Here is a 23,790-nt window from a genome sequence, read left to right as displayed (position 1 = left end):
CCATCCTCATCGGTGGCGCCTCGGTGTGCGCAGGAACGGGGTCCGGTGATCCGCTCACAGGCGGGCGGCCAGCGTGACGCCCTGCCTGATCGCCCGTTCGGCATCGAGTTCCACGGCGAGCTGTGCCCCGCCGATCACGTGCGCCCGACGGGTGGAGGCGCTGTCTGCGCCGTCGACGAGGTCGCGGACCGACTCCTGGCCCGTGCAGAGCACGATCGAGTCCACCGCCAGCTCGTTCTCGTCGGTCGCCGTGCAGAACCGGAGCACGAGATCCGCCCCCTCCGCACGGATCCCGCGATAGGTCGCCCCGGTCACCGCCGCCACGCCGAACTGCTGCAGCGCCGCACGGTGCGCCCAACCCGAGGTCTTGCCCAGACCCTTGCCGATCGTCGTCGGCTTGCGCTGGAACAACGTCACCTCGCGAGGCGCCGTGCGGGGCGCGGGCGCCGCCGACAGGTCGCCGCGCCGTCCGCGCCGCTCCTCGACCCCCCACCTGTCCAGCCACTGCGCGGTCGTCTCCGGCGAGTGGGTGAGCCAGTGGCACACGTCGACCCCGATCCCACCGGCTCCGATCACGGCGACCCTGGGGCCGGGCACGTAGAGTCCGGTCAGCACCTCTGCGTAGGTGACGACCCCGGGCAGGTCGACACCGGGCAGGTCGGGAACACGGGGCCGGACTCCGGTCGCGATGACGACCTCGTCGAAGCCCGACACCGTGCTCGGGTCGGCGTGGGTGGCCAGGCGCACGTCGACCTCCAGCCGCTCCAGTCGCGTGGCGAAGTACTGCAGCGACTCCGCGAAGTCGGCCTTGCCCGGGATCGCCATGGCGAGCCGGAACTGCCCGCCGAGGTGCGCCTCCTTCTCGAAGAGCGTGACCGCGAACCCCCGTTCCGCAGCGGTGACCGCTGCGGACATCCCGGCCGGACCGGCACCGACGACGGCCACGGACCGCCGGCGCGGAGCCGGGGTGATCACGAGTGTCGTCTCGTGGCCTGCCCGCGGATTGACCAGGCACGACACGTCCTCCCCGGTGAAGGCGTGGTCGAGGCAGGCCTGGTTGCACCCGATGCAGACGTTGATCTCGTCCGCCCGCCCCTGGCGCGCCTTGCGCGGCAGCTCCGGATCGGCGAGGTACGGCCGCGCCATGGCGACCAGTGCGGCCTGACCGGACGCCACGATCTGCTCGGCGAGCACCGGGGTGGTGATCCGGTTGGAGGCGCAGACCGGCACGTCGACGCGGCGGGCCAGCTCGCTCGTCCAGCCGAGCCACGCGCCCCGCGGAACCTGGGTGATGACCGTGGGGACGCGCGCCTCGTGCCAGCCGATGCCGGTGTTGAACGCCGAGACCCCCGCTCCCTCGAGTGCGGCGGCGAGGTCGAGGACCTCGGGCCAGGTCTGGCCGCCCGGCACCAGGTCCGCGAGGGAGAGCCGGAAGACGACCGGGAAGACGTCGCCCACGATCGCGCGGACGCGCCGCACGACCTCCACCGCGAAGCGGTGACGGCGGGGTGCGGTGCCGCCCCAGAGGTCCGTGCGGGTGTTGGTGGCCGGAGCGAGGAACTGGTTGATCAGGTATCCCTCGGAGCCCATGATCTCCACTGCGTCGTACCCGGCCTCCGCCGCGAGGCCGGCGGTGCGGGCGAAGTCGTCGAGCGTCTGCTCGATCTCGTCGACCGTGAGGACCCGCGGACGGAGGCGCGTGAGCGGGCTGGCCAGCTCGGAAACACCGACGATCTCCTCGTGCGTGCCGTACCGACCGGCGTGCAGCACCTGCAGGGCGATCCGGCCGCCCTCCTCGTGGACGGCGGCGACGACCGGTCGATGCCAGGCCACATCGTCGGCCGTCGCCAGCACGCCCGCGTGGGCGTCGAGCCGGCCGGCGGCGTTGGGCGCGAATCCACCGGTGATGATCAGTCCGACCTCGCCCCTGGCCCGCTCCCGGTAGAACGCGACGAGCCGGTCCCGGTCGTTCTCCAGCCCGGTGTGCATCGAGCCCATCACCAGGCGGTTGGGCAGCCGGAGGGGCCCCAGGACCAGGGGGGAGAACACGTGCGGGAACGGGCTCGAGCCTGCGCAGCCGGGCCGCTCGGCCGGACTGTCGGCCGGGTCCCTGCGGCCCTGGACGGGAGCGCTGCTCACGTGGCGCCGATCCTCACTGGTCGTCGTCGGGTGGCGGCGACGGCCGCCGACCTCCTTGTGAATTAGAGCATATCGAGCTTACAGTAGTCATAGTTAACCGTGGCGCGGGTCACACCGAGGTGACCCGGCATCCGAGGTGTCCGGGGGCATCGGGTGCGACTTCGATTCCCATGACGGAGGAAACGTGCGTCGAGCTCACTGGACGGTCGCCGCGATCGCGGCGACCACGATGCTGGCGGCCTGTGGTGGCGGCCCGGGCGGTGGCAGCAGCTCCGGCGAGACGCTGACGGTCGGGCTGCTCGCGCCGCTCACCGGGACAGTGGCTCAGACGGCGGAGCAGCAGCGCGACGTCGTGCAGCTGAAGGTGGACCAGATCAACGCGGCGGGCGGGGTGGCCGGCCGGCAGCTCACGCTCAAGGTCTACGACACCAAGACGGACCCCGCGACCGCGACCCAGCAGGCGCAGCGCGCGATCAGCCAGGACCGCGTCGGCGCGTTGATCGGTCCGTGGACCAGCACCGAGGGCCTGGCCGTCGCCGAGGTCGTCGAGCGGGCCAAGGTGGTCGACATCAACTCCAGCGCCGCGGCGGCGGCGATCACGCAAGGGCGCAAGTACGTGTTCCGCACCGGGCCCCTGACGAACGACCTCGCCACCGGGATGATGCGACTGGCGAAGGCGGCCGGGCGGGCGAATGGTGCTCTGCTCTACGACAGCAGCAGCTTCGGCAAGGGGGCCAAGGGTCCCCTCGAGGACGCGGCGAAGGCTGCGGGCATCGGGTTGACCGCCGGCATCGAGTACCCGATCGGCGCCAGTGATGTCTCGGCGCAGGTCGCCGCGGCCGCCAAGAGCACGCCCCAGGCCGTGTTCGTGGCCGGAGCGGGCGGTGCCGACTACGGCCTGATCGGCAAGACGATGGTCGAGCAGGGGCTGAACGTGCCGCTGATCGGGTTCGGTCCGGTCATCACGCCGGACGCCATCAAGATCGCAGGCAGCGCCTACGACGCACTGCCCGGCGTGTACACGCTGGGCTGTGTGGACGGGTCCAAGCCACAGGTCAAGGAATTGCTCGACGCCTACAACGCGAAGCACCCGCCGGTGTCGGTCCTGCCCGAGCAGGTGCTCCAGGCCGTCGACGCGCTGAACTGGCTCGTCGCCGGGTTCGGCAAGACCGCGGGCAAGGGTGGCGAGGACCTGGCGTCGGCGCTCGAGAACCTGCCCGCAACGCCGTCGATCGGCGGCCGGACGGGCGCGGTGCAGCAGTTCACCGCCACCGACCACGACGGCTACGGCAGCGACTACCTGGTTCCGTACAAGGTCGAGGGCGGCAAGACGGTGCAGGCGAGCCTTGACATCGACAGCTGAGGCGAGCGGGCGGAGCAGGTGGGGCTGCCGGCTGTGCCCTCTCCCGAGAGGAGGCTGACATGGGCGACTGGTTGGTCCTGCTCGTCGGTGCCGGCACCAATGCCGCCATCAACGCGTTGATCGCGTTCTCGCTCGTCCTGGTCTACCGCGGCAGCGGTGTGATCAATTTCGGCGTGGGCTACCTCGCCGTGTTCGTCGGGATCTTCTTCGCCGGCACCGCGGGCGCGGGCTGGACCGGGCTGGGATTCGGGCTCCTCGTCGGCGCCGGCGTGGGCGTCGCGATGTACCTGGTGGCGATCCGGCTCGCGGAGCGGGCGGGCGCCACGCATGCGGCCCTGGCCATCGCGACCCTGGGGTTCGGTCTCGTGATCGACTACTTCGGCGGGACGTTCTGGCCGAAGCAGGGGTTCAACGCGCCTCCGCTGGTCCCCGGCGCACAGGAGCTCGGGGGTGTCACGATCGGCCACCAGCGCATCCTCACCGTCGCGCTCGCGGTCGTCGTCTTCCTCGCCCTGCGACTGCTGCTGGATCGCACCATGCCCGGCTGGGCGATCGAGGCCGTCGCCTTCCGGCGCTCGACCGCGGCTCTCTACGGGATCAACCCGATCGCGGTCCTCGTGGTCGTGTGGGCGCTCGCCGGGGCGGTCGCGGGCCTCGGCGGGATGCTCGCCACCCAGACATCGGTGGTCTCGCTGGGGCTCGCCCTACCGCTGGCCATCCAGGGCTTCGCCGCCGCGGTCGTGGGTGGGCTCGGCAGCATCGGGGGCGCCGCCATCGGTGCCGTCATCGTGGCCTTCGCCGAGGCCTTGTTCGTCCGCTACGTGAGCTCGGAGTACGCCAGCCTGCTCGCCTTCCTGCTGCTCTTCGTGATGATCGCGGTCCGTCCGCAGGGCATCATGGGGGTCCGACGTGACGTGGTGCGCACATGAGCGAGCTTGCGAGCGAATCACGGGTACAGCGCGACCCGAACACCGCGGTCAGGTCGGCCGTGCCCGTGGATCCGGGTCGCGGTGCGGCACCCCCGGCCGGCCGCCGGCGCTGGATCGGCGACCTCGCCCGCCCGGTGGCAGTGGCCGTGTTCGCGGCCGGGCTCGGGCTGTTGACATCGGACGACGGCTTCCTGCTCCGGCTGGTCACGTCGTCCGCGATCCTCTACGTGCTGGTCGCCGCCTACAACGTGATCTTCGGCTATGCGGGCCTGTTCAACCTCGCGCACGTGGCGATCTACGGCGTCGCCGGTTACGCGGCCGTGATCGCCGAGGCCCGGCTCGGGCTGTCCTTCTGGCTGTCCCTCCCGGTCGCCGTCGTGGTCGCGCTGGTGGCCTCACTGATCGTCGCCTTCCCCACCTCCCGGCTGGGTGGCGCCTTCTTCGCGCTCGGCACCCTCGCCTTCGCCGTCGGCGTCGAGGAGGTGACGGTGGGATGGTCGGACCTCACCGGCGGGGCCAACGGGTTCCTCGGGATCGCGCCACCCACCGTCGCCGGCGTCGACCTGTTCTCCGGTGAGCTGCCGTTCTACTGGCTCGTCGCGATCATCGCCGTGGTCTGCTTCGAGCTCTTCTACCGGTTCGGTCGGTCGCGGGTGGCGCGCGAGCTGATCGCGGTCCGGGAGAGCGTCGTTGCGGCCCAGGCCTGCGGCATCGACCCGTGGCGGAGGCGACTGCTGGCATTCGCCGTGTCCGGGGCCTTCGCCGGTCTGGCGGGAACCCTCGTCGCCCACCAGATGCTCTTCCTCAGTCCGGAGTCCTCGTCCCTGCACGTGATGATCAACGTGCTGATCGTCCTGCTGATCGGGGGCGGCGGCACCCGGCTCGGACCGGTGATCGGGGTACTGGCGCTGGTCGCGATCCAGGAGGCCGGCGAGCGGCTCGGCGACATGAGCAACCTGCTGTTCGGCGTGGTCATCATCGCGATCTTCGCCCTCGCCCCGCGTGGTCTGGTCGGGCTCGGCAGCCAGGTGGCGGCCCGGCTGCCGGAGCGGTTGCGCCGCGGCACGCGCCGCGGACCGGGCGTTCTGCACGCCGCTGTGGCGCTGCCCGACCCGGAGGTCGGAGCCGCGGAGCGCGCCCTCGAGGTGCGCGGGGTCGATCTGGCCTTCGCCGGGGTGACCGCGTTGCGGGAGGTCGGGTTCACCGTCCGGCGCGGCGAGGTCCTCGGGCTGATCGGGCCGAACGGTGCCGGGAAGACTTCGGTGGTGAACGTCGTGTCCGGCCTCGTCGCACCGCAGGCGGGGAGCGTGCTGCTCGGCGGCGACGACCTGATCGGCCTGACACCGCACGCGGTCGCACGCCGCGGGGTGGTGCGCACCTTCCAGCGCGCCCAGATCGTCGCCGAGATGGATCTGGTCACCAACGTGATGCTGGGGCGAGGCGGAGCAGGTCGCTCGCGGCTGGCCGGGCAGCTCCTCGATCTCCCCCGCAGCCGCCGCGACGACGAGGAGGCCTACCACCACTGCCTCGGGCTGCTCGAGCTCGTGGGGGTCGCGAACCATGCCCACGACACGGCCCGTGACCTGCCCTACGGTGTCCTGCGCCGGGCCGAGATAGCCAGGGCGATGGCTCTGGATCCGGCCTTCCTCCTGCTCGACGAGCCCGGAGCGGGCCTCAGCTCCTTCGAGCGCGACGAGATCGCCACCGCCATCCGGGCAGCGGTCGGACGGGGGGTCGGGTGCCTGTTGATCGACCACAACGTGTCGTTCGTGTCGTCGCTGTGCCAGGACCTGGTCGTGCTGGCCGGTGGTGAGGTCATCGCCACCGGTGCCGCCGCCACCGTCCTGGCCCACGGCGCGGTCGTCGAGGCCTACCTCGGAAAGGGGCGGTGATGATCGTCCGACTGGCCGGCCTGCACGCGAGCTACGGGAGCACCGACGTGCTCCGCGGGGTCGACCTGCACGTCGCGGCGGGGGAGGCCGTCGGCGTCCTGGGTGCCAACGGGGCGGGCAAGACGACGCTCATGCGGGTCCTCTCGGGTCAGCTCGCCGCCCGCCGCGGCGAGCTGGAAGTGTTCGGCTCCCCACTGACGAGGACGAGCCCCGCCCGGATGGTCCGGCGCGGAGTGGTGCTGGTCGCTGAGGGGCATGACGTCGTCGGGCCCCTCACGGTCGCGGAGAACCTGCGTCTGGGCGCCTTCCGCTTCTGGCCGCGCACGCCGCCGGCCGCGAAGGAGACCCTCGCCCTGATCCACGAGTTCTTCCCGATCCTCGCCGAACGCCGGCACCAGGTGGCGTCGCTGCTCTCGGGCGGGCAGCAGCAGATGCTGGCGATCGGGCGCGCTCTCATGGCACAGCCGACGCTCCTGCTCCTGGACGAGCCGTCGCTCGGCCTGGCGCCGATCGTCGTCGACGAGATCTACGACAGGCTCGGGAGGCTGCGCGCGGACACCGGCCTGTCGATGCTGCTCGTCGAGCAGAGCAGCACCCGAGCGGTGGGGTTCTGCGACCGCATCCACGTCATGCGGCTGGGCGAGATCGTGGCCGAGTCGGGCCCCGAGGGGCTCGGCGAGGAGGAGCTGCGGCTCGCCTACTTCGGCGCGTGAGGACGGGGTGGTGCTCAGTCGACGCCGGCGAGGCGCCACATCCGGTCGTTGTCGCGGCGAGTCGTCATCGACGTCAGGTGGGCAGCGCCGTCGACCACCAGGGAGTGCCCGCTCAGGTACGACGCCTCGGGGGAGAGGGTGAAGGCGACCACCTCGGCGACCTCGGTCGGCTCGGCGACCCGTGCCAACGGGATCTCGCGCTCGATCTGCTCGCGCAGGTGCGGTCGTTCGAGCAGGGGTGCGGCCATCCCGGTCGCCATGTACCCCGGCAGCACCGAGTTGCACCGCACGCCCTGCATCCCGTACTCGACCGCGATGGCGTTCGCCAGGCCGATCATCCCCGCCTTCGACGCCGCGTAGGCGGTGCCGCCGGGCTGGGTGAAGGTGGCGCTGATGCTGGAGACGACGGTCAGCGCACCCCGGGTGCGCAGCAGGGCGGGCAGAACGGCCTTGGCCACCGTGTACGTGCCGGTGAGGTTGACCGCGATGGTCTCGTGCCACGCGTCGTCGTCGAACAGGTGCAGGGGGGCCAGCGAGTTGCGGAAGATCCCGGCGCAGTGGGCGACGCCGTCGATCCGCCCCCACTTCTCGACGACGTCCGCGACTGCTGCGTCCACGGCGTCCCGGTCGGTGACGTCCACCGCGTAGGCGTGCTTCGTCCCGGGTCGAGTGCGATCGAGGCCGGCGACGGTCCAGCCGCGCGCCGACAGCACTGCTGCGGTCGCTGCGCCGAGGCCGCCGGCGGCACCGGTGACGATCGCGACCTGGTCACCACTCTGTGTCATAGAAGACTATAGTAGTCATAGTTAGCTGGAATTACGACAATGTGGCAGGACGGCCTCGGCGGTGCGAACAACGACGCCGACCGGCGGGCCCGGCTGGACCGCATCCGGCGGCGCGGCTGATGGGTCTGCGGCTGTCGCGGCCATTGCCGGAAGTCTCCTTGTCCAGGTCTTCCTCTCTGTAGGAAGAATAGTTACTGTAGTCATGAATTCGACGACGAAGGGCGGCTCCGATGCCAGTGCGTGAACTCACCCAGGAGCTCGTCGAGACGCACCGCGCTGCCGGGTTCTGGCCGGGGCGACCGCTCTACGCCGTCGTCGACCAGCACGCGGCCATGCGGCCGCACGCACCTGCGCTCGCCGACCAGCACGAGCGGATGACCTACGCGGAGCTCGTGCGGCGCAGCCATGCGCTCGCCGATCACCTGCTCGGTCTGGGCCTCCGGCCGGGCGACGCGGTGGCCCTGCAGAGCCCCAACCGGAACGCCATCGGGATCACCCACCTGGCCTGCGACCGGGCCGACCTGGTCTTCGTGCCGCTCTCGACCGCGTGGCGCCACCGCGAGCTGAGTCACCTTCTCGCGATGTCGCGGGCGCGGGTCCTGGTCGTGCCGCAGGCCGCCCGCGGCGTCGACTACATGTCCGTCATCGACGACCTGCGCCCCGGCCTGCCCGAGCTCGCGCACCTGGGCAGCCTGGACGGGCTCGCTCCGGGCGCGGACTTCGACTTCGACGAGGTGACGCGGCGCAGGACGGGAGTGGTGGTAGTCGACCGCGATCCCGAGGCGCCCCGCTTCGTCATGGTGACGTCGGGGACCACGGACCTGCCGCGCCTGGCCCAGTGGACCGACGACAACCTCTGGTTCTTCATGCGGTCGTTCATCGACTCCGTCGCCTTGACCTCGGAGGACATCGCCGTCGGTCTGTGCCCGGCGAACACCGGGGCGACCGGCTACGTCTTCCCGGTCCTCGGTCCCCTGCTCGTCGGAGCCTCCTCGATCCTGCTGGAGGAGTGGTCACCGCGGGCGGCGCTCGACCTGATGCAGGACGAGCGGGCCACGACCGCGACCGCCATCCCGACCCAGGTGATGAAGATGCTGCAGGAGCCTGGCCTGGGTGACCGCGACTTCACCTCGCTCCGCTTGTTCACGAACTCCGGAGCGGCCATGCCGCCGCAGGCGGCCCAGGAGGTGGAGACGGTGTTCGGCTGCACCTCGCACGTCATCTACGGCTCCACCGACGGCGGCGTGCCCTCGATGACTCGCGTGGACGATCCCGTCGGGAAGCGCCTGACCAGCGTGGGCAGGCTGCTGCGCGGCACCGACCTCCGGTTGGTCGACCCGCTGGGGGAGCAGGTCGCGGTAGGGGAGCCGGGGGAGATCTGCTGGCGTTCGCCGACGAAGTCCTTCGGCTACCTCAACGAACCGGAGCGCACCGATGCGGCCTTCGACGCCGACGGCTACTACCACTCCGGCGACCTCGGGCGGATCGACGGGGACGGCTACCTCTTCGTCACCGGCCGGGTCAAGGACCTCATCATCCGGGGCGGGCAGAACATCAGCCCGCAGGAGCTCGAGATCGTGTTGGCCCGCCACCCGTCGGTGAGCGAGGTCTCCGTCATCGGAACGCCGGACCCGGTGTACGGGGAGCGCGTGTGCGCCTGCGTGACGTGCCGACCGGGACGGACGGTGGACGTGGCGGACCTGGCAGCGTTCCTCCTGTCCGAGGGGGTGGCCAAGTTCAAGCTGCCCGAGCGCGTCGAGGTGTTCGACGAACTCCCGAAGAGCGCGGGCGGGAAGATCAGCAAGGTCGAGCTGCGGGCAGCGGTCGGACAGCGCAGCGCGGCCGAGCTGAGTGCACCCGGGGGCTGAGCGCGCCCCGCCGGCGCCGGTCGTGCGCCGGCCCGTCAACTCTCGTCACGCCATGCGCAGCGCAGCTGCGTTCCTTCAGCGGAGGTCGGTCACATGTCGCAACCCACGGTCGAGGAGTTCGCCCGGTTCTTCCTCGAGGAGTACGAGCTCGCGTCCGGGCCGATCGAGGAGTCCGACGAGATCCCCGGCGAGCTGCTGAAGCGGGCGGCGGAGGTCGGGAGCTACCGGCTCACGGTGCCTGCGGAGTTCGGCGGGTACGGGCTGTCCGTCTCCGACTACCTGCCGTACCTGGAGGCGGCAGCACGCGGTCACGGATCGGGCCGGATGCTGGTGCACCTGACCAACGGGGTCTGGCGGCCCCTCTCGATGTTCGGGTCCGCGGACCAGCGCGACCTCATCACCGGCATGGCGTCCGGTGACGTCGTGGTCGCGTTCTGCCTGACGGAGAAGGCCGGCGGCACCGGGCGGGACATGCACTCGGTCGCGCGCCGCGACGGAACCGGCTGGCGGATCAGCGGCGAGAAGCACCTGATCACCTTCGCCGACCGGGCCGACCACTTCATCCTCGTCGTGGCAACCGACGATCGGCGCGCGCGGGACAGCCTGACGGCCTTCCTGGTGCCGCGCGACACCGAGGGCCTCGAGGTCGACGCCACCCAGCGGACGATGGGCCTGCACGGAACGGGTCACGCCTGGCTGCGCTACCAGGACATCGAGGTCGCCGACGAGCACCGGCTCGGCGCGCTGGGCCAGGGACTCGAGGTCGCGCTGAGCTTCCTGGACTACAGCCGGGTCTCGCTCTCGAACTGCATGGTCGGACTTGCGCAGCGAGCCCTGGACGAGGCGGTGGCCTTCGCCAAGCGCCGCGTCACCTTCGGCGAACCCATCGCGTCCCGGCAGGCCGTCCAGGGCCACATCGCCGAGATGCACGCCGACGTCAACGCAGGTCGCGGACTCGTGCGCGAAGCGGCGCGACTCTGCGACGCCGGGGAGGACTACACCGCGGCCGCAGCCACCGCGAAGCTGTTCTGCCTGAACATGGTGGGCCGGGTGACCGATCTGTCCCTGCGTGTGCACGGAGGCTTCGGCTACACCACGGACGCCGCCATCGAACGGATCTACCGGGACGCGCGCGGGTTCTGGTTCGAGGAAGGCACCGCGGAGATCCAGAGCCTGGTCGTCGCCCGCCACGTGCTGGGCGGCTGAGGAGTCTCCGTGGTCGCGTCGGTCCACCCGCTGAGGCGCTCCGCGCGCACCTGACCGGCAGCGGCTGGGAGGGTGTGCAATGTGCGCCGGGTGCCGCGGACCGACCTGGCCGAGCCGCGCCGGGCGGACGTGCGGCGCCGCTTGCTGGCGGCCGGCACCTCGTGCGCTGGACGGCCTTCCTCAGGCCCGCCACGCGGCGCGGAGGGCGGCACGGCGCTCGGTGTCGTCGAGCCCCCGCAGGTCGGCCACTCCCAGCTCGGTGACCACCAGGTCCACATCGGTGCGCAGGGACGAGGTCGGTCCGGGTAGTCGCTCGACGAGAGTGCTGCGGCCGCGTCGGGACGTCGGGACGGCGATCACGCTGAGGCCGCCCGGCGAGACGTGGCCGGCGAGGGCGAAGTCGTGGTGGCCGCCGATGCCCGACACCAGCCGGTCGCCGGAACGCTCCACGTTCACCGCGCCGGTCTCGTCCACCTCGAGCGCGGCGTTGACCGTGATCAACGGGCCGGAGAGGGCGTCGGCGGCATGGGTCCGCTCCACCCGATCGAGGACCGGCCTGCCGTCGGCCCAGTCGTAGAGGTGTCGGGTTCCCCAGAGGTAGGCCCCGGTCGGGGTACCGGCCAGGAGGCCACGCTCGGCGAGCCGCAGGACGGCGTCGGTCACCATGCCCGAACGGATGGCGACCGGTACCTCGAGTGCGTCCGCAAGCGCCTGGGCGACAGGTCCTGGCCCGTACTGGAGGGACGCGCCCGCGGGCACGAGGGGTGCGAGCCGGGTGGCGATCGCCCGGTCGATCTCGTGCACGGCGGGTGGCTGCACGACGTCGGGGGCGCGTCGGCTGCGCGCGACGACCGTTCCGCGGGACCGCGGCACGGGCACCTCCCGCGAGGCGCGGGGCAGCGCCTCGTCCTCCTCGACCAGCAGTCGCACGTCCGGAAGATCGAGCAGGCTGCGCATCCACGACACCTCGCTGCCCCACTCCCAGCCCGACGGGCCCGGGCGCAGGGCGAGCAGTGCGAGGTCGGGTCGCAACGGGCCGTGCAGCAGTGCGGGTACGCCGGTGAGGCGCTCGGGAACGTAGTGCGCGGCGCCGCTCGCGATCAGCCGGCGCAGCGCGAATCCGCCCATCAGGCAGCGCACCTCGTGGAAATCTGTGGGGTCGAAGTCCTCAGGGAGTGACACGCACCACCCGAGCACGAGCGAGACCCCGCCGACCGCTCGCGCCGCAGCGCCCAGCGCCGGCAGCAGGTGGGTCGGTGAGCCCGCCCCGTCGCCGACCACCACCCGCATGCCCGGCCGCAACTCGGTCGCGAACGCGGCGACGGCATCCTCACTCACCTGCGGCCCCCGTCGTCACCACCATCCGCACCAGGCCGGCGGGCCGCGCGTCGAGCGTCCGGAACGCGTCCGGCGCGTCGTCCAGGGACACGGTGTGGGTCACGCTCCCGCTGAGGTCGATGCGACCCGCCGATGCGAGGTCCACCACGTCGCGCAGATCGGCGAGGCTGGAGGAGTACACCCCTCTGACCACCAGCTCGCGGGACTGGAGGGCAACGGCCGGCCCGAGCGCGAGCGGACCGTCGACCACGGACCCGAACAGCAGCGTGCCACCCGGGCGCAGCAGCCGGACGGCCTGAGCGGGGGCGGCGGGCGCGCCGCTGAACTCGACGACGGTGTCGAAGCTCCCGTGGCTCGCGCGCAGCCGCTTCACCAGGTCGTCCCCGGCGACCACCGCGTCGAAGCCGGCGGAGTGCAACCGCTCGGCGCTGCGCTCGGTCCCGGTGACCCCGACGAGCGTGGCGCGCGGAGTCAGTGCGCGCATCAGCTCCAGCACGTGCGTCCCGACGCCCCCGGCGCCCAGCACGCACACCACCGCCTCGGGCGCGATGTCCGCGATCCGGACGGCGCGGTACGCCGTCGCGACCGCGTCCGCGAGCACCGCCGCCGCGGTGGGGGCGATGCCGTCGACGACCACCGTGCGGGACGCGGGCCAGATCACCTCGTCCGCGAGCCCGCCCGGCTCGTGGATGCCGAGGATGCGCCCCTGCTGGCACAGCTGGTCGCGACCCTGCGCGCAGAGCGGGCACACCCCGCACGACGCGACGGGGTGCAGCACGACGAGATCGCCCACGCGCGGTGCGTCGGCGTCGACTCCCCGGCCGACCGCGGACCCGACCTCGAGTACCCGGCCGCAGACCTCGTGTCCTGGACGGACCGGGTACGCGGCGCCCGGAGGGAGCCGCATGCCGTGCCAGAGGTGCAGGTCCGTGCCGCAGATGCCGCACGCCAGCACGGTTGCGCGGACGTCGTCGGGGCCGGGCCGGCGGGCGCCGGAAGGCTCGCGGGCCAGGGCTACCGAGCCCGGCGAGACGGTGACGAACCGGCTGGAGTCGCTGTCCGCCGCGAACATGCCTGACATGAGTGATAATCATACACAGAGTTTGACTGATGGCTCATTGCGGAAGCCGGTTCGCCTGCTACTGTATGTACAGATATCAGGGAAGTGGAGGGCGTCCGACGTGAGCGATGCCGAACGCGACGCGATGCTGCGGCTGGTGCGGGACTTCGCCCAGCGTGAGGTGGCTCCGCGGGTCCGCGAGTACGACGCCGAGGAACGGCTGCCGCGGGACATCCTCGATGCGATGGCCCGCCTCGACCTGTTCGGCGGCCTGGTTCCCGAGCGGTGGGGTGGCAGCGGCCTGGACCACGTGCTGTACGGGGAGCTCATCGAGGAGATCTCGCGGGTCGACCACTGCCTCGGGGTGCTGATGAGCATGCCCTCCGCCCTCGTCGGGGCAGGCCTGCTGCGCTACGGCACCGACGAGCAGCGCAAGCAGTGGCTCGAGCCGCTCGCGTCCGGCCGGATCTTCGGCGGTGCCGGCGTGACCGAGCCCCAGTCCGGCAGTGACGTGGCGGGGATGGAGACGACCTACGTCCGCGACGGGGACGGCTTCGTCGTCAACGGCGCCAAGACGTGGATCTCCAACCTCGACATCGCGTCGTTCTTCGTCACCTTCGCCTCCCGGGACCGTTCGCTGCGGCACGCCGGCATCACGGCGTTCGTCATCCCCCGCGATACCCCGGGTGTGTCGGTCCACCCGTTCAAGAACAAGCTCGGCTTCCGCCCGATCTGCACGGGTGAGCTGGTGCTCGACAACGTGCGGCTCGGCCCCGAGGCGTTGCTCGGCGAGGAGGGGTCGGGCTTCGAGGTCGCCATGACTGCCGTCGAGAAGGGGCGGCTCTCGGTCGCCGCCCGTGCGGTCGGTGGCGCGCAGCTCTGCCTCGACGCGTGCATCGCCTACGCCGACGAGCGGGTCGTCGGCGGCTCCCCGATCGGGTCCTACCAGCAGATCCAGAAGAAGATCAGCGACATGGCGACGGAGATCCAGGCGGCGAGGCTGCTCGTCGGGCACTGCGCGCGGACGCTCGACTCCGGCACGCGCGGCCGGGTCGAGACGAGCATGGCCAAGATGTACGCGTCCGACGTGTTCCAACGCGCGGCCACCGAGGCGGTGCAGATCCACGGCGCGTACGGCGTGTCCGACGAGTTCCCGGTCGCGCGCGCCTACCGCGACGCGAAGGTCTTCCAGATCGTCGAGGGCACCAACGAGATCCACCGCGTCGTGATCGCGCGCGAGCTGCTGCGGTCGGCCGGACGCACTGCTCGGGTCAGGGGTGCCGCATGAGCATCAGGGCGCTGTCGCTGTACCGGCCGGCGTGGGAGCAGTCGGGGAACCGGGTCGCGGGCCCGGACGAGGACGTTCTCACCCTGGCGGTGGCAGCTGCCCGGCCGCTGACCGAGAGCCGCTCGGTCGAGCGCGTCGTCGTGGTCACGGCCACGCCCGACGTGGTCGTGGGCTTCGGTACCGGGGTCGTGGCCCGAGCCCTCGACCTGCCGGACGACGCGACGGTCGAGCTGCGGGTGGGAGGTGGGCCGGCACTGCTCGACGCCGTGCTGTCGGCCGGCGCCGGCACGCTGGTCGTGGGTGTCGACCTGGCCGAGGGCGCAGCCGCAGCGGGGGCGGTCCGGGTGGGCGACGGCCGGGGCGCCGAGCTGCACCCAGCGGGGCGGGTCAACGGATCCCTCCCGATGCGGGTCCGCACGGTCGACTCGGCGCGCACCGCGGTCTACGGCGACGGGCGGGTCGAGCGCGAGCTCGCCACCCGGCCCGTGGTGGAGCGCCTGCGCGCGCAGGGCGCGCCGCTGCTCGTCGGGGTCTCCCCGAGTGAGGCCCGGCGCTGGAAGGCGCACCCTGCCGCACCGCCCACGCAGGGCCCGGCCGGCGTGGTGTTCGCCATGGCCGAGGCGGTCTCCGGACCCGGTCCCGAGGTACGGATCGTGGCGCTCGACGCCGGCAGCGGCGTTGCCGCCGATCTCCTGCCGGGGCCGGTCGACGTGCTGCGCGACGAGCGCCCGGCGCTGCCCGCCGGTGAGCGTCCGGTGGTGGGTGAGGATGTGGAGATCCCCTTCTCCATGCCCGCCTACGCCAGGGCGTTCGAGGCGAAGGTCGGTCTCGTGGCCGCGCGGTGCAGCTGCGGCGAGATGAGCTATCCACCGCGGCAGGTCTGCCTGAACTGCGGGACGGAGGACGACACCCGACCGGTCTCGCTGCGCCGGACGGGCGAGGTGTACACCTGCGTGAAGGTGCATGTGCCGATCCCGGGCGTGGCGGGCCCGTACGGTCTGGCCATCGTGGCGCTGGACGAGTCCCCGGTCCGGGTGCTGGCCCCGATAGCGGACGTAGGACGGCGCGAGGCGGGGATCGGGGAACGGGGCAGCCTGATCCTGCGGAGACTCGCGGTGCGCGAAGGCGTGCCGGACTACGGCTACGCGTTCCGGTGCGAGCCGGGCGCGGTGGACGAGGGGGTGTCGGCATGAGGGACGTGGCCGTCGTCGGCGCCGGGATGGTGCCCTTCGGGGAGCGGTTCGACCAGGGGATGAAGGAGTTGCTCCCCACGACACTGCGCAACGCGCTGGCGTCGGTCGACAAGGGGATGGTCAGGTCGGAGATCCAGGCGGCCTGGTTCGGTCAGCTGCAGACCTCCGACGGGCACCCGGCGGGGGTGCTCGCGGACTCCTGCGGGCTGCTGGACATCCCCGTCACGCGCATCGAGAACCAGTGCGCCACCGGCAACGACGCGGTGCGCAACGCGACACTGGCCATCGCGAGCGGGGTCGTCGACGTCGCACTGGTCATCGGCGCCGACAAGACCCGGGAGACGCCGTCGGTCTCGACCTTCTGGGACTGGATGGGGCTGGCGCGCGACCGCGGCTGGGACTATCCGCTGGGGCTGATCGCGCCGGCGAACTTCGCCCTGCACGTGGCCCGGTACATGCACGAGTTCGACGTCGCTCCCGAGCACCTGGCCATGGTGGCGGTGAAGAACCACCACAACGCGGTCACCAACCCCATCGCGCACCTGCGCATGGAGGTCACCGTCGAGCAGGTGCTGGCGGCACCCCGGGTGGTAGGCCCGTTCGGGGTGCTCGACTGCACCCCGCAGAGCGACGGCGCCGCAGCGCTGCTCCTGGTCGGCGGAGAGCTCGCCGACCGCTACACCGACCGCCCCGTGTGGGTCCGCGGTGTGGGACTCGGCCTCGACCGCGTCATGCACGCCCACAAGGCGGACATGACGACGTTCCCGGCGACCGTCAAGGCGGCCAGGGCGGCGTTCGCGATGGCGGGCATCGGTCCGGCGGACATCGACGTCGCCGAGGTGCACGACTGCTTCTCGGGGGTCGAGCTGATGAACTACGAGGACCTGGGCTTCTGCGAGCGCGGCCAGGCGAAGAAGCTCATCGAGTCCGGCGCCACGGAGATCGGCGGCAGCCTTCCGGTGAACCCCAGCGGCGGGCTGAAGGCCAAGGGACATCCGCCGGGCGCGACGGGCGTGGCCCAGTGCGTGGAGCTGTTCGAGCAGCTCCGCGGGCAGGCCTGCAACCAGGTGGGCTCGCCACGGTGGGCGCTGGCCCACAACGTCGGCGGCCCGACGGCGGTCTCCGCCGTGACGATCCTGGGGGCGGCACGTGAGTGACCTGCGCTCTGTCGTCGTCACGGGTGCGGGGCAGGGGCTGGGCCGTGCCGTTGCGGAGGCCTTCGCGGCGCAGGGCGACGCGGTCGTGGTCTCCGATGTCGTCGCCGACGCGGCCGAGACGGTGGCGGCCGAGATCCGTGACCGCGGCGGGTCGGCAGTGGCGCTGGCGTGCGACGTGGCCGACGAGGCGGCCGTTGCGGAGCTCGCGGCGGGGGTCGTGAGCGAGTACGGGGTCCCGGCGGTCTGGATCAACAACGCCGGGATCACGCGGCCCGCCATGCTCCACAAGATGACGGTCGACGACTTCGACCTCGTGCTCCGGGTGCACGCGCGGGGCACCTTCCTCGGCATCCGGGAGGCCGCCCGGACGATGCGCGAAGGCGGCGCCGGCGGCGGCGTGATCCTCAACGTGACATCGTCGGCCGGACTGCAGGGCACCATCGGCCAGATCAACTACTCGGCGGCCAAGGGCGCGATCATCGCGATGACCAAGTCGGCGGCGAAAGAGCTGGCGCGCCACGGCATCCGGGTCAATGCGGTCGCGCCGGTCGCGGCGACCCCGATGACGGCGAGACTGCGCACCGACGAGAAGCTCAGCACGAAGTTCCTCGACCAGATCCCGCTGGGGCGCTTCGGCACGCCCGAGGAGATCGCCACCGCCTTCACCTACCTCGCGAGCCCGTCGTCGAGCTACGTCACCGGCCAGGTGCTCAGCATCGACGGTGGCCTCTACATGGCGAGCTGACGATGGATCTCTCGCTCACGGCCGACGAGGAGCACTTCCGCAAGCGCCTGGAGGACTGGCTGGCGGTCGTCGAGATCCCGGAGGGGCTACGTGACTACGGATCGACGCCGACAGCCGACGACATCGACGCGGGCCGTGCGTGGCAACAGCTGCTGGTCGAGGCGGGTTGGGCGGCGCTGTCCTGGCCCGCGCCGCACGGTGTCGGAGCCACCCCGTCCGAGCAGGCGTTGTTCGCGGAGGCGTTGGCCCGCCGCGGCCTGCCGCGCCAGCTGAGCTTCGTGAGCATGGAGCTCGCGGGGCCGATCATCATCGCGTTCGGGAGCCCATCGCAGCAGGCTGCCCACCTCGAGCCCATCCGCCGGGGCGCGGCGCTCTGGTGCCAGCTCTTCTCCGAGCCGGGCGCCGGATCGGACCTCGCGGGCTTGTCCACGCGCGCAGACGCCACCGGGAGCGGCAGCTGGCGGGTGACCGGCCAGAAGGTCTGGACCAGTGGTGCGCACTACTCGCACCACGGGCTCCTGCTGGCCCGCACCGATCGCGCTGCCGGGCGCCATCGGGGTATCACCTGCTTCGCGCTGCCGATGGACCGCCCGGGTGTGACGGTGCGGCCCATCCAGCAGATGGACGGCGAGTCCAAGTTCAACGAGGTGTTCCTCGACGAGGTCGAGGTCGGCGAGGCCGACGTGCTCGGTGAGGTGGGCGGCGGCTGGCAGGTCGCGCTCTCCGTGCTCGGCCGGGAGCGGCGCATGCTCGGTGCCGTGGCGATCGGCCTGGGTGCCGGGCTCACCGAGATCCGCGAGGTCGCCGAGGAACGCGGCAGCGCCGACGGCGTGTTCCGGGCCCGCTGGGCAGATCTCTGGGGCCGCGTCCAGATGCTGCGCTGGACCTGGTTCCGGCTGCTGTCCGACGACCGCGGCTCGGCGACCGACCCGCGGATGTCGGTGCTGAAGCTGACCTCCTCGCAGCTCCAGCAACAGGTGGCGGCCCTCGCGACGGACGTGCTGGGACCCGCCTTCGTCACGGGTCGCGACGGCGAGGCGTGGCGCCACCGCTTCCTGGCGAGCCACGGCGCCACCATCGCCGGCGGGACCTCGGAGATCCAGCGGTCGATCCTCGGCGAGCGGGTGCTGCACCTGCCGCGCTGACCGGCGCGACCCACACCGCCACACATGACACGACAAGGAGCACGGGCCGCATGGGAGCCATCGACTACTGGTGCAACCTCTTCACCCCCGAGGGGATCAAGCACACCTTCGAGGAGCCGGCGGAGGTCGCCGACGTCGTGAAGTGGTGGGGGTTGCAGTTCACGGGCAAGTCGGTCGCGGAGTTCACCCGCGACCTCGACGACGCCGACGTCGACGTCGTCCTGATCCCGTCGGCGAAGATGGCGTCGTTCGAGACGTCCCAGCTGATCTGGGACGTGCCCGAGGAGGACGTGGTCGCGGTGGCCGAGGCCGTGCCCGGCCGGATCAAGGGGCTGTTCGGCATCAACCCGCGCGAGGGGATGCGGGGGGTTCGCCGGCTGGAGCAGTGGGTGCGCACCGGTCACTTCGTCGGGGCGCACCTGCACGCCTACGGCTTCGGGCTGCCGATCAACCACCGGCGGTTCTACCCGTTCTACGCGAAGTGCGTCGAGCTCGGCGTGCCGGTGGTGATGCAGGTGGGGCACTCGGCCGAGCGGATGCCGTCGGAGATGGGGCGGCCGATCCACATCGACGACATCGCCCTCGACTTCCCCGAGCTGACGATCGTCGCCGCCCACACCGGCTGGCCGTGGGTGGAGGAGCTGCTGGCCATGGCCTGGAAGCATCGCAACGTCTACGTCGGCACGTCAGCCCACCACCCGCGCTACTGGGATCCGAGCATGGTCCGGTTCGCGAACTCGCGCGGGAAGGGGAAGGTGCTCTTCGGCACCGACTACCCGGTGATGGGCCACCACGACGCGCTCACGGCGATCGCCCAGCTGCCGCTCAAGGACGAGGCGCGCGAGCTCGTCGTCGGCGGTGCGGCGCGTGCGGTGTTCGGGCTGCGCTGATCACGGGCCGGCTCCTGCATACGGCGACGCGCGGAAAGGAGGTCCGGATGTCGAGCACCACGGGAGCGGGAGGTCTGTTCCCCGGCGGGGCCTGGACCACCCGCGCGCCAAAGACGTCGGAGCGGGTGGCTCGTGAGCTGGTGAACCACATCATCGGCCACGACCTGGCCGAGGGCGCCAAGCTGCCCAACGAGAAGCAGCTCGTCGAGGTGTTCGACGTGGGGCGCACGACGCTGCGCGAGGCGCTGCGCCTGCTCGAGACGCGCGGCGTCATCACCATCCGGTCCGGGCCCGGGGGTGGGCCGGTGGTCCGCCGTCCCCGCCCGGACGACCTGCGGGAGGGACTCACCCTCATCCTGCAGTTCGCCGGGGCCTCGCTCACGGACGTGTTGGAGGCGCGGGCGACCCTCGAACCGAGGATCGCCAGTCTCGCCGCGACCCGCCTGACGTCGAACCGGATCGAGGAGCTGGCCCGCAGCGTCGAGACGATGCGGGACAGCTGCGAGGACCACGACGTGTTCCTCGACGAGAACAGGCGCTTCCACACCACCATCGCCGAGGCCAGCGGCAGCAGTGGCCTGTGGGTGTTCAACGAGACGCTGAAGTCCATCGCCGACGGCGCGGTCGTCGGGGTGGAGTACACGCCGCGGCGCCGGCTAGCGGTCGCCGAGGCTCATCACAAGATCGTCGAGGCCCTGCGCAGCCGCGATCCCCGCTCCGCCGAGGCGGCGATGCGGGCCCATGTCGAGGAAGCGGGTGCGTTCTGGGGCCGCCACTATCCCGAGCTCAGCGCTCGGGGCGTGAGGTGGGTGCAGTAGACCGATGCGATTCGCGCTGACGGCCGACCAGGAGTTGCTCCGGTCGGCCACCACCGGCCTGTTCGCCGAGCAGGCCCCCCTCGCACTGACGCGAGCGCGAGCCGACGCAGGGGCACCGCCCGATCCCGGCGCGTGGGCGGCCCTGCTGGAGATGGGCGCCGCGACCGTCGACCTGGCCGAGGAGCACGGCGGCACCGGACTGGGCGTCGTGGAGCTCGCCATCGTCCTGGAGCAGGCCGGCGCCGTCCTCTATCCGGGACCGCTGCTGGCGTCCACCGGTTTCGCGGCCGGTCTGGTGACGGGCGACGACGATCGATCCGCAGCGGTGTGTCGACGGCTGGCCGAGGGCTGGGTGGCCTGCGCCGCCGTGCCCGACCGACCCGGCCCGTGGTCGGCGGCGGCCGTCACCACCACCGCCTACCTCGGTGACGGCGGCTGGCGCCTGCGTGGGGTGAAGGAGGGCGTCCTGCAGGCGGACCGCGCCGACGTGCTGCTCGTGGCGGCGCGCATCGACGACGGCGGTGCGAACGGCGGTGCGAACGGCGGTGCGGACGGCGGTGCGGACGGCGGTGCGGACGGCGGTGCGGACGGCGGTGCGGGCGGCGGTGCGGGCGGCGACATCGCGCTGTTCGCCGTGGCCCCGGACGACGCCGGGATCGAGGTGTTGCCGGCGCTCGATCCGGCCCGCTCCCTCTGCCGCGTGACGCTGGCCGACGCGCGGGCCGAGCTGCTGCTGCGCAGGGCGGGCGATCGGATCCGGCGTGCCGGGCTGCGCGCCACCACGGCGCTCGCGGCCGAGTCTGTCGGCGCCGCCCGGGCCGTCATGGACGTGACCGCCTCCTACGTGACGACCCGCAAGCAGTTCGGGCAGCCGGTCGGCGCCTTCCAGGCCGTGAAGCACCGTCTCGCCGACCTGCTGGTGGAGGTGGAGCTCGCCACGTCCGCGGTCTACCTGGTCGCGTGTCACCTGGCGGCCGGCGACCTGGATGCGGCGTCGGCATCCGCGCCCCTGGCGCTGCACGCCGCCACGGAGACGCTCGTCCGCGCGGCTGCGGATGCCGTGCAGCTCCACGGCGGTATGGGCTTCACATGGGAGAGCCCGTGCCACCGCTACGTCACGTGGGCGCAGACCAGTCGCTGGCTGCTCGGATCGGACGCTGCTCGGCTCGAGGAGATGTACGAGCGCGCCCACGCGTTGAGCGCCTGACCGGACGCAGCGTCACCCGAGCGCTTTGGCCACGGCGCGGATCGTGCGCTCGGGGTCGCCGCCGCGGAAGCTCGGGACGGGCTGAACGACGATCTCGTCGGCCCCCTCGGCGAGGTAGGCGCGTAGCGGACCCTCGATGTCGCCGGCATCGCGCCCGAGGACGAGGACCTCGTCGAGGAGGCGATCGCTCACCGCCGCCACGGCCTCGACGCGATCACGGGCCTGGAACGCGGCCGTCACCCGCTGCACCTCGTCGCCGAACCCCGCGGACGCGAAGTAGCGACCGTAGGGGGGCGAGACGAGGTACTCGACCAGCTCACGGCGAACGTGCTCGCGGGCCTCGTCGGGGGTCTCGGTGACCCCGACGTAGACCCGGGCGACCAGTCGGACCGCACGCGGGTCCCGGCCGTGGTGCAGCACGGCGTCGGAGAACGCGGCGCGGAACGTCGACAGCACTCGTGGCGACAACCACGTGACGATCAGCGCGTCGGCGACCTCGGCGGCGAGGTCGACCATCGCCGGCCCCATTCCGCCGATGGCGATGCTCACCTTCGGTGCGGCTCCGGTGAGCAACCGGAATCCCGTGGACCGCAGCATCTGACCCTCGACGGACGTCCGCTCACCGGCCAGGGCCTGGCGCAGCACGGCCACGGTCTCCCGCGTGGTCGCGACGGGCTTGGTGAACGGCCGGCCGTGCCACTTCTCCACGATGACCTGCCCGCCTGCCCCGATGCCGAGATGGACGGCGCGTCCGTTGCCGAGATGACTGATCGTGGACGCCATCATCGACAGCAGCGCGGGGGTGCGGCTGTACACGGGGACGATCGAGGTCCCGATCTCGAGCGGCGTCGTGCGCGCGAGCACGGCGCCCAGCGCGGCGGCGTCCAGGCCGCCGGTCTCGGCCAGCCAGACCCGGTGGTAGCCGCATTCGACCATGACGTCCGCGAGCGCGAGGAGCTCGTCGGCGTCGTGGATGTTCGACAGCATCATCGACGTGGTGGACAACGCGCTCATCGGTGCCTCCCAGCTTCGTCACTACTAACGTTACTGTATGTAGAGATTGGCTGTTTGTCATGGCTCTGATCGGCCGACCTCGGGCTGCGGGGAGACGAAAAGCTGGTTACAGTAGAATCAGTAGCGCTGGAATGTGGGGTCGCTGTCGGGGGAAGGTGCACGTGTCAGCATCGTCGGGCCTGACGTCGGGGTCGGTCGGGAAGGTCCGCCCCCCGAAGACCTCCGAGCGGGTCGCTCGTGAGCTGGTCAACCACATCGTGGACAACGACCTCGCCGAGGGCACGAAGCTGCCCAACGAGAAGCAGCTCGTCGAGGTCTTCGACATCGGTCGGACCACGTTGCGCGAGGCGCTGCGGCTGCTCGAGACCCGCGGTGTCATCACCATCCGCTCCGGGCCGGGCGGCGGGCCGGTCGTTCGTCGCCCGCGGCCCGATGACCTGCGGGAATCGCTGACGCTGATGCTGCAGTTCACGGGGAGCTCGTTGACCGACGTCCTGGACGCACGGCTCGCGCTCGAGCCGATGATGGCCGGGCTCGCCGCGCAGCGGATCGACGCCGAGCAGGTTGCGGAACTGCGTCGCAGTGTCGAGCGCATGCGCGAGAACTCCGAAAACCAGGCGCAGTTCCTGCAGGAGAACCAGGTCTTCCACTCGCTCGTCGCCGAGGCGGCCGGAAGCAGCGTGCTCTGGGTCTTCAACGAGACGCTGAAATCCATCGCGGACGGCGGAGTGATGGGGGTCGAGTACTCGCCGCCCCGACGCGCGGCAGTCGCGGCGGCGCACGAGAAGATCGTCGACGCGCTGGCCTCCGGTGACGCGCACTCCGCGGAGGAGGCCATGCGCCAGCACATGCGCGAGGCGGGGGAGTACTGGCGCCGCAAGTACCCGGAGCTGACCTCGCGCGGCGTGCGCTGGCTGCACTGACGCCGCTTGCGCCGCCCTCCCGCCGGCCGTGTCCTCTCCGGCGGTGGACGTAGGCGCACGCCCGGCGTCCGGTCCGCTGTCGGCGTCGGCGCGTAGCCGGAACGCGCGGCTCGTGCG

Annotated in this window: 20 protein-coding genes; 15 read left to right on the top strand and 5 right to left on the bottom strand. The window is 71.9% G+C overall.

Annotated elements, in window-relative coordinates; translation table 11 throughout:
- Positions 1-54: 54 nt before the first annotated feature.
- Positions 55-2,049, bottom strand: a complete 1,995-nt coding sequence (locus ACQEVB_RS29845) for an FAD-dependent oxidoreductase (protein WP_432980647.1) — start codon at positions 2,047-2,049, stop codon at positions 55-57.
- 274 nt (positions 2,050-2,323) lie between these two features.
- Here ACQEVB_RS29845 and ACQEVB_RS29840 point away from each other — a divergent pair, with 274 nt between their 5' ends.
- From ACQEVB_RS29840 to ACQEVB_RS29825, 4 genes are read left to right on the top strand one after another with little or no spacing between them, the layout of a single operon-like run.
- Positions 2,324-3,502 (top strand): ABC transporter substrate-binding protein, encoded by a 1,179-nt coding sequence (locus tag ACQEVB_RS29840; protein WP_432978394.1) that lies wholly within the window; start codon positions 2,324-2,326, stop codon positions 3,500-3,502.
- Between the two features lie 59 nt (positions 3,503-3,561).
- On the top strand, positions 3,562-4,431 hold the full coding sequence (locus ACQEVB_RS29835; RefSeq protein WP_432978392.1) for a branched-chain amino acid ABC transporter permease: 870 nt from the start codon (positions 3,562-3,564) through the stop codon (positions 4,429-4,431).
- Positions 4,428-6,323 (top strand): branched-chain amino acid ABC transporter ATP-binding protein/permease, encoded by a 1,896-nt coding sequence (locus ACQEVB_RS29830; RefSeq protein WP_432978390.1) that lies wholly within the window; start codon positions 4,428-4,430, stop codon positions 6,321-6,323. Before ACQEVB_RS29835 ends, ACQEVB_RS29830 begins: the two co-directional genes overlap by 4 nt.
- Entirely contained in the window at positions 6,323-7,036 is a 714-nt protein-coding gene (locus tag ACQEVB_RS29825) for an ABC transporter ATP-binding protein (RefSeq protein ID WP_432978387.1), read from the top strand. Before ACQEVB_RS29830 ends, ACQEVB_RS29825 begins: the two co-directional genes overlap by 1 nt.
- A gap of 14 nt (positions 7,037-7,050) precedes the next feature.
- Here the strand turns inward: ACQEVB_RS29825 and ACQEVB_RS29820 are convergent, their stop codons facing one another.
- Positions 7,051-7,821, bottom strand: coding sequence for an SDR family NAD(P)-dependent oxidoreductase (locus ACQEVB_RS29820; protein ID WP_432978384.1), 771 nt, complete (start codon positions 7,819-7,821; stop codon positions 7,051-7,053).
- A 230-nt stretch (positions 7,822-8,051) separates the two neighbouring features.
- Between ACQEVB_RS29820 and ACQEVB_RS29815 the strand changes: the two genes are divergently transcribed.
- Positions 8,052-9,689: a class I adenylate-forming enzyme family protein gene (locus ACQEVB_RS29815; RefSeq protein ID WP_432978381.1), complete on the top strand. Its 1,638-nt coding sequence runs from the start codon at positions 8,052-8,054 to the stop codon at positions 9,687-9,689.
- Between the two features lie 93 nt (positions 9,690-9,782).
- Entirely contained in the window at positions 9,783-10,895 is a 1,113-nt protein-coding gene (locus ACQEVB_RS29810; protein WP_432978378.1) for an acyl-CoA dehydrogenase family protein, read from the top strand.
- 180 nt (positions 10,896-11,075) lie between these two features.
- Here ACQEVB_RS29810 and ACQEVB_RS29805 read toward each other — a convergent pair whose 3' ends face one another.
- Together ACQEVB_RS29805 and ACQEVB_RS29800 are read right to left on the bottom strand one after the other, a co-directional pair.
- Positions 11,076-12,233 carry an acetyl-CoA hydrolase/transferase C-terminal domain-containing protein gene (locus tag ACQEVB_RS29805; protein WP_432978375.1) on the bottom strand — a complete coding sequence of 386 codons (1,158 nt, stop codon included), beginning with the start codon at positions 12,231-12,233 and terminating at the stop codon, positions 11,076-11,078.
- Positions 12,226-13,314 carry an alcohol dehydrogenase catalytic domain-containing protein gene (locus ACQEVB_RS29800; RefSeq protein WP_432978372.1) on the bottom strand — a complete coding sequence of 363 codons (1,089 nt, stop codon included), beginning with the start codon at positions 13,312-13,314 and terminating at the stop codon, positions 12,226-12,228. The genes ACQEVB_RS29805 and ACQEVB_RS29800 overlap by 8 nt, the downstream gene beginning before the upstream one ends.
- 100 nt (positions 13,315-13,414) lie before the next feature.
- Here ACQEVB_RS29800 and ACQEVB_RS29795 point away from each other — a divergent pair, with 100 nt between their 5' ends.
- From ACQEVB_RS29795 to ACQEVB_RS29760, 8 genes are read left to right on the top strand one after another with little or no spacing between them, the layout of a single operon-like run.
- A complete protein-coding gene (locus tag ACQEVB_RS29795) occupies positions 13,415-14,581 on the top strand; it encodes an acyl-CoA dehydrogenase family protein (protein ID WP_432978369.1) in 1,167 nt (388 codons plus the stop codon).
- Positions 14,578-15,774: a Zn-ribbon domain-containing OB-fold protein gene (locus ACQEVB_RS29790; protein WP_432978366.1), complete on the top strand. Its 1,197-nt coding sequence runs from the start codon at positions 14,578-14,580 to the stop codon at positions 15,772-15,774. The genes ACQEVB_RS29795 and ACQEVB_RS29790 overlap by 4 nt, the downstream gene beginning before the upstream one ends.
- Entirely contained in the window at positions 15,771-16,931 is a 1,161-nt protein-coding gene (locus ACQEVB_RS29785) for a thiolase C-terminal domain-containing protein (protein WP_432978363.1), read from the top strand. The genes ACQEVB_RS29790 and ACQEVB_RS29785 overlap by 4 nt, the downstream gene beginning before the upstream one ends.
- Positions 16,924-17,676, top strand: coding sequence for an SDR family NAD(P)-dependent oxidoreductase (locus tag ACQEVB_RS29780; RefSeq protein WP_432978360.1), 753 nt, complete (start codon positions 16,924-16,926; stop codon positions 17,674-17,676). Before ACQEVB_RS29785 ends, ACQEVB_RS29780 begins: the two co-directional genes overlap by 8 nt.
- Before the next feature lie 2 nt (positions 17,677-17,678).
- On the top strand, positions 17,679-18,821 hold the full coding sequence (locus ACQEVB_RS29775; RefSeq protein WP_432978357.1) for an acyl-CoA dehydrogenase family protein: 1,143 nt from the start codon (positions 17,679-17,681) through the stop codon (positions 18,819-18,821).
- Positions 18,822-18,871: 50 nt separating this feature from the next.
- Positions 18,872-19,711: an amidohydrolase family protein gene (locus ACQEVB_RS29770; RefSeq protein WP_432978355.1), complete on the top strand. Its 840-nt coding sequence runs from the start codon at positions 18,872-18,874 to the stop codon at positions 19,709-19,711.
- Between the two features lie 47 nt (positions 19,712-19,758).
- Entirely contained in the window at positions 19,759-20,529 is a 771-nt protein-coding gene (locus tag ACQEVB_RS29765; protein WP_432978352.1) for a FadR/GntR family transcriptional regulator, read from the top strand.
- A 4-nt stretch (positions 20,530-20,533) separates the two neighbouring features.
- Positions 20,534-21,736: an acyl-CoA dehydrogenase family protein gene (locus tag ACQEVB_RS29760; protein WP_432978349.1), complete on the top strand. Its 1,203-nt coding sequence runs from the start codon at positions 20,534-20,536 to the stop codon at positions 21,734-21,736.
- Positions 21,737-21,748: 12 nt separating this feature from the next.
- Here the strand turns inward: ACQEVB_RS29760 and ACQEVB_RS29755 are convergent, their stop codons facing one another.
- Positions 21,749-22,750 carry an LLM class F420-dependent oxidoreductase gene (locus ACQEVB_RS29755; RefSeq protein WP_432978346.1) on the bottom strand — a complete coding sequence of 334 codons (1,002 nt, stop codon included), beginning with the start codon at positions 22,748-22,750 and terminating at the stop codon, positions 21,749-21,751.
- A 161-nt stretch (positions 22,751-22,911) separates the two neighbouring features.
- Here ACQEVB_RS29755 and ACQEVB_RS29750 point away from each other — a divergent pair, with 161 nt between their 5' ends.
- On the top strand, positions 22,912-23,673 hold the full coding sequence (locus ACQEVB_RS29750; RefSeq protein WP_432978343.1) for a FadR/GntR family transcriptional regulator: 762 nt from the start codon (positions 22,912-22,914) through the stop codon (positions 23,671-23,673).
- The last annotated feature ends 117 nt before the right edge of the window (positions 23,674-23,790 follow it).

The organism is Pseudonocardia sp. CA-107938, from assembly GCF_050936315.1.
In the GTDB taxonomy this organism is placed as follows: domain Bacteria; phylum Actinomycetota; class Actinomycetes; order Mycobacteriales; family Pseudonocardiaceae; genus Pseudonocardia.
The sequence above is the reverse complement of the archived record's forward strand: the minus strand, read 5'-3'. Positions and strand labels throughout refer to the sequence as shown.

Excerpts from the sequence above, each read along its gene's own strand:
- ACQEVB_RS29835 (WP_432978392.1), top strand. The coding sequence starts at position 3,562 with ATGGGCGACTGGTTGGTCCTGCTCGTCGGTGCCGGCACCAATGCCGCC.
- ACQEVB_RS29830 (WP_432978390.1), top strand. The coding sequence starts at position 4,428 with ATGAGCGAGCTTGCGAGCGAATCACGGGTACAGCGCGACCCGAACACC.
- ACQEVB_RS29825 (WP_432978387.1), top strand. The coding sequence starts at position 6,323 with ATGATCGTCCGACTGGCCGGCCTGCACGCGAGCTACGGGAGCACCGAC.
- ACQEVB_RS29820 (WP_432978384.1), bottom strand. The coding sequence starts at position 7,821 with ATGACACAGAGTGGTGACCAGGTCGCGATCGTCACCGGTGCCGCCGGC.
- ACQEVB_RS29815 (WP_432978381.1), top strand. The coding sequence starts at position 8,052 with ATGCCAGTGCGTGAACTCACCCAGGAGCTCGTCGAGACGCACCGCGCT.
- ACQEVB_RS29810 (WP_432978378.1), top strand. The coding sequence starts at position 9,783 with ATGTCGCAACCCACGGTCGAGGAGTTCGCCCGGTTCTTCCTCGAGGAG.
- ACQEVB_RS29800 (WP_432978372.1), bottom strand. The coding sequence starts at position 13,314 with ATGTCAGGCATGTTCGCGGCGGACAGCGACTCCAGCCGGTTCGTCACC.
- ACQEVB_RS29790 (WP_432978366.1), top strand. The coding sequence starts at position 14,578 with ATGAGCATCAGGGCGCTGTCGCTGTACCGGCCGGCGTGGGAGCAGTCG.
- ACQEVB_RS29785 (WP_432978363.1), top strand. The coding sequence starts at position 15,771 with ATGAGGGACGTGGCCGTCGTCGGCGCCGGGATGGTGCCCTTCGGGGAG.
- ACQEVB_RS29775 (WP_432978357.1), top strand. The coding sequence starts at position 17,679 with ATGGATCTCTCGCTCACGGCCGACGAGGAGCACTTCCGCAAGCGCCTG.
- ACQEVB_RS29770 (WP_432978355.1), top strand. The coding sequence starts at position 18,872 with ATGGGAGCCATCGACTACTGGTGCAACCTCTTCACCCCCGAGGGGATC.
- ACQEVB_RS29765 (WP_432978352.1), top strand. The coding sequence starts at position 19,759 with ATGTCGAGCACCACGGGAGCGGGAGGTCTGTTCCCCGGCGGGGCCTGG.
- ACQEVB_RS29760 (WP_432978349.1), top strand. The coding sequence starts at position 20,534 with ATGCGATTCGCGCTGACGGCCGACCAGGAGTTGCTCCGGTCGGCCACC.
- ACQEVB_RS29755 (WP_432978346.1), bottom strand. The coding sequence starts at position 22,750 with ATGAGCGCGTTGTCCACCACGTCGATGATGCTGTCGAACATCCACGAC.